At 43.2% G+C, this 3,967-nt stretch carries 4 protein-coding genes, 4 tRNA genes and 1 rRNA gene; all 9 read left to right on the top strand.

What is annotated here, in order from left to right; genetic code table 11:
• A 5S ribosomal RNA gene (gene rrf / locus LJ740_RS23005) occupies positions 1-97 on the top strand; the annotation flags it as partial.
• A gap of 446 nt (positions 98-543) precedes the next feature.
• On the top strand, positions 544-1,539 hold the full coding sequence (murB, locus tag LJ740_RS23000) for a UDP-N-acetylmuramate dehydrogenase (protein ID WP_229531483.1): 996 nt from the start codon (positions 544-546) through the stop codon (positions 1,537-1,539).
• Entirely contained in the window at positions 1,536-2,510 is a 975-nt protein-coding gene (birA, locus tag LJ740_RS22995; RefSeq protein ID WP_229531482.1) for a bifunctional biotin--[acetyl-CoA-carboxylase] ligase/biotin operon repressor BirA, read from the top strand. Before murB ends, birA begins: the two co-directional genes overlap by 4 nt.
• Complete coding sequence (locus LJ740_RS22990) at positions 2,494-3,201, top strand: type III pantothenate kinase (protein WP_229531481.1); 708 nt, start codon at positions 2,494-2,496, stop codon at positions 3,199-3,201. The genes birA and LJ740_RS22990 overlap by 17 nt, the downstream gene beginning before the upstream one ends.
• A gap of 131 nt (positions 3,202-3,332) precedes the next feature.
• A tRNA-Thr gene (locus tag LJ740_RS22985) sits at positions 3,333-3,408 on the top strand.
• 8 nt (positions 3,409-3,416) lie between these two features.
• Positions 3,417-3,501: transfer RNA gene (locus LJ740_RS22980), tRNA-Tyr, on the top strand.
• A 127-nt stretch (positions 3,502-3,628) separates the two neighbouring features.
• Positions 3,629-3,703, top strand: a tRNA-Gly gene (locus LJ740_RS22975).
• Positions 3,704-3,709: 6 nt separating this feature from the next.
• Positions 3,710-3,785: transfer RNA gene (locus tag LJ740_RS22970), tRNA-Thr, on the top strand.
• 61 nt (positions 3,786-3,846) lie between these two features.
• The coding region (locus LJ740_RS22965) for a GTP-binding protein (RefSeq protein ID WP_229531346.1) at positions 3,847-3,967 on the top strand (121 nt) is incomplete at its 3' end.

Raw genomic sequence — 3,967 nt, 5'->3', positions numbered from 1 at the left:
CGGAACCACCTGAATCCATTCCGAACTCAGCAGTGAAACGTATTAGCGGCGATGGTAGTGTGGGGTCTCCCCATGTGAGAGTAGCACACCGCCAGGCTCCCAATTTGAAGAAGGGTTACCGAAAGGTAACCCTTTTTTATTGCCTGCGATTTATTCAATTTAGTTCATTTATCCGATTCAGCGGCAACCCTTCATCAAATCGAAGGTTGGTGTCACACCTCAATGGGTAACCTAACCCATCGGGTATCATGTTGAGTCTTGTTTGCTGATTAGTGCACGGGGTACAAACATCCCTGTGATGGCAGCCAGCCTCGCCATCCATGGCGAGTCGCTCCGCAGGCTGCGTTCATCCAGTAGGTGAACGGTTCTGCTGCGCCCCCATGTGAGTGCGATTAAAGGTAGGTCGTAATTTATTGCGGCAAAAATACATAAAAAGAGTTAGTTTTGTTCATTTGCACACAAATTATTTTTTGTGGTGAGGGCTTGGTAATAACTGCTTGTCTCTTTAGAATTAGCTACAACTAAACTGACGGTGAGTTTTCATTGGTAAACCTCAAAAATCGCCACACTTTGTCGCTGCAGGCGTCGTGTAACAATCTGTATGAAGTAGAGAATATTCAAGATCTGGATTCCTTAGATCTGGACCATCAACATTATTTTGTATTAGGTGGCGGAAGTAATGTCGCGTTTGTAGAAGATTTTGACGGTGACATTGTCACTTTTACCAATAAGCAGTTATCGATTACTGAAAACGACGACAGTTGGTTGATTGAGACTGGCGCGGGGGTTGTTTGGCACGATTTGGTTCTGCAGGTAACCCAAAAAGGTATTGGGGGTTTAGAAAATCTGGCCCTGATACCGGGAAATTGCGGTGCTGCGGCGGTGCAAAATATTGGTGCTTATGGTGTCGAGTTTTCAGCTTTGTGTAAGGGCGTGCAAACAGTAAATATAAAAACCAAAGAAATAAAAGAACTCACTAACCCAGAGTGTTGTTTTGGTTACCGCAATAGTATTTTTAAAAGTACTGCGGGCTCTGATCTATTGGTCACTAAGATTTGTTTACAGTTGCCAAAGAAATGGACAGCAAAACTGACTTATCAAGGCCTGGATAGTTTAACAACAGGTGCAACTCCATTGTCCGTTATGAATAAAGTCATTGAGATTCGACAGTCAAAATTACCTGATCCTGCAAAACTCGCCAACGCTGGTAGTTTCTTTAAGAACCCTGTTGTGACCGCTGAGGTTGCTTGTGTCCTCAAAGAGCGTTATCCCGAAATGCCAACTTATCATCAAGATAAAAATGGCGTTAAATTGTCCTCAGGATGGCTGATTGAAAAGGCTGGTTTTAAGGGCAAGAAAGTGGATTCAATTGGTACCTACGAAAAGCATGCACTTGTGATCGTAAATTATGGTCAAGGCTCTGGTCAGACATTGTTGAGATTTGTGCGTGATATCAAAGAACAAGTCCGGGATTTGTTTTCGGTAACTTTAGAAAATGAAGTCTTACTAATAGGTAAAAATGGAGTCATTAACCTATGAGTCGTATTGATCACTCAGAGCTCATAAAAAGTCTGTCTGCCAGTCAATTTATTTCAGGTGAAGATCTGGCCAACCGATTTGGTGTGTCCAGAACAGCAATTGCTAAACAAATTAAATTACTTCAGGACAATGGCGTTGATATTTTTTCGGTTCACAGAAGCGGCTACAGATTAAATAATGAAATTGATTTACTCGATGCAGTGACTCTACTGCCCGAATTAATAAACAAGGACAAATCGCTGCTACATATAGAATCTTTGATAGATTCAACAAACGATTATGTAAAAGAGCGTGTCACCAATCTATCTGACGGCTTTGTTTGTCTGGCACAAGGACAAAAAAAAGGGCGGGGAAGACAAGGTAAGCGTTGGGTATCGCCTTTTGGTAGCAACATCTATCTCTCGATGAAGTGGCATTTTGAGCTAGGTTTTCAAAGTTTGTCAGGTTTAAGTCTGGCTATTGGCGTCGCCACTGTGCGCACAATAAAACCCTTTGTAGCTTTACCGGTTACATTGAAGTGGCCGAATGATGTGTATATTGATGGTAAAAAAGTATCCGGAACCTTGGTGGAGGTCTCCGGGAATTCTGATGGCAGCTGTGATGCCATTATCGGAATTGGGCTTAATGTTAACATGGGGGAATCAAAGGAAATTGATCAACCCTGGACTGATCTAACAAAAAACAGCCAGAAATTAATCAATAAAAATACGCTGGCAGCCACTTTTATAAATAACCTGCGGCAAACAGTGGCGCAATTTTCCTCTGAAGGACTGGCCCCATTTGTAGAGGAATGGGAAGACCACGACCACTTCCGGGATAAGCCCATTTTTATCGTAAATGGCAAGAATCAATATCAGTGTATCGCTCGTGGAATAAGTCCAACAGGTGCGCTTTTAGTGGATGTTGCTGAAGGGGATAAAACCGTGCGTAAAGAGTTGTTTGGGGGCGAAATAAGTGTCAAAACAGCATGAAGTATTATTGGTCGATGCCGGTAACAGCAACGTTAAATCCAGCTTTCTGTCAGGTGATGAGTTTTTATTACAAGCTGATCCCTTAAGAGATATGGCTTTATTGCAAAGCACCCAAAGGGTTATTTTGGCTTCCGTAAGAAGTCCTTCATATTCCGAACAATTACAATACGAGTGTCACAGCAAAGGCATTGAGTTTACAGAGATTTTTACCGACAGAGCCGCTTTTGGCACACGCTGCGCTTATCAAAACTTTAAAACGCTGGGAGTGGATCGTTGGATGATGATCCTGGCGGCAGCCCGGCAAGATGAACAGGCGTTATTAGTGGTGAGTATTGGTACCGCCATGACCGTCGATTTAATTCATGAGAAGCAGCACAAAGGCGGTTGGATAACGCCCGGCTTTGATATGTCTAAGTCAGCTTTGTTTAGCAACACTCAACAGGTTTTTGGGAATAACGATTATCCAGGAGAAAACTTGTTTGGAAGCTCGACAGAGCATTGTGTAAATTTTGGTTGCCGTGCACAGGTAAACGGATTGATTTATGAAGCAATAAATATTGCTGAGCAATTTGCCGAAAAGGTCAAAGTGTTAGTTTGTGGCGGCGGCGTATCGCTTCTGGATAAGGAAAAATTTAGTAATATTGAAGTAGATGAAAATCTCATTTTTAAAGGAATGAAGCGCTTTATTTGACCGCTTTAAAGCCAGAAAATACGCTAAATGCTTTTAAATTGAGCAAACGGTTAAAATATCCTGTTTTTTTAATAATTATGTGTTGCACACACAAACGCATTCCACTAGAATGCGCACCCACTTGATGCAGTGCCGGCTTAGCTCAGTTGGTAGAGCAACTGACTTGTAATCAGTAGGTCGCCAGTTCGACTCCGGCAGCCGGCACCATCAATCTCGGAGGGGTTCCCGAGTGGCCAAAGGGATCAGACTGTAAATCTGACGGCTCCGCCTTCGCTGGTTCGAATCCAGCCCCCTCCACCATATTCTGTTACTAGTTTCGGCTGGTAACGTAAGTTCAGGGAAACCTGAGCTTGTGTTGAGTGATTAGAATAGCTCGACACGAAAGTTTCGGATGAGGTGGTTCCAGGATTCTGGAATGTATGTTTTAGCGGGCATCGTATAATGGCTATTACCTCAGCCTTCCAAGCTGATGATGCGGGTTCGATTCCCGCTGCCCGCTCCAAAATAAGCTGATATAGCTCAGTTGGTAGAGCGCACCCTTGGTAAGGGTGAGGTCGGCAGTTCAAATCTGCCTATCAGCACCATTCCTGACCTTTCATCCTAAAGTTTTATTTTAATCACTAGCAATGCTTGGGAATTTTTGTCATGGCAAAAGAAAAGTTTGAACGTACGAAACCGCACGTAAACGTTGGTACAATCGGCCACGTTGACCACGGTAAAACAACTCTGACTGCAGCGATCACTACTGTATTAGCAAAAACTTACG

Source organism: Planctobacterium marinum (genome assembly GCF_020687805.1).
GTDB lineage: Bacteria > Pseudomonadota > Gammaproteobacteria > Enterobacterales > Alteromonadaceae > Planctobacterium > Planctobacterium marinum.
This window is presented reverse-complemented; position numbering and strand designations above follow the sequence as displayed.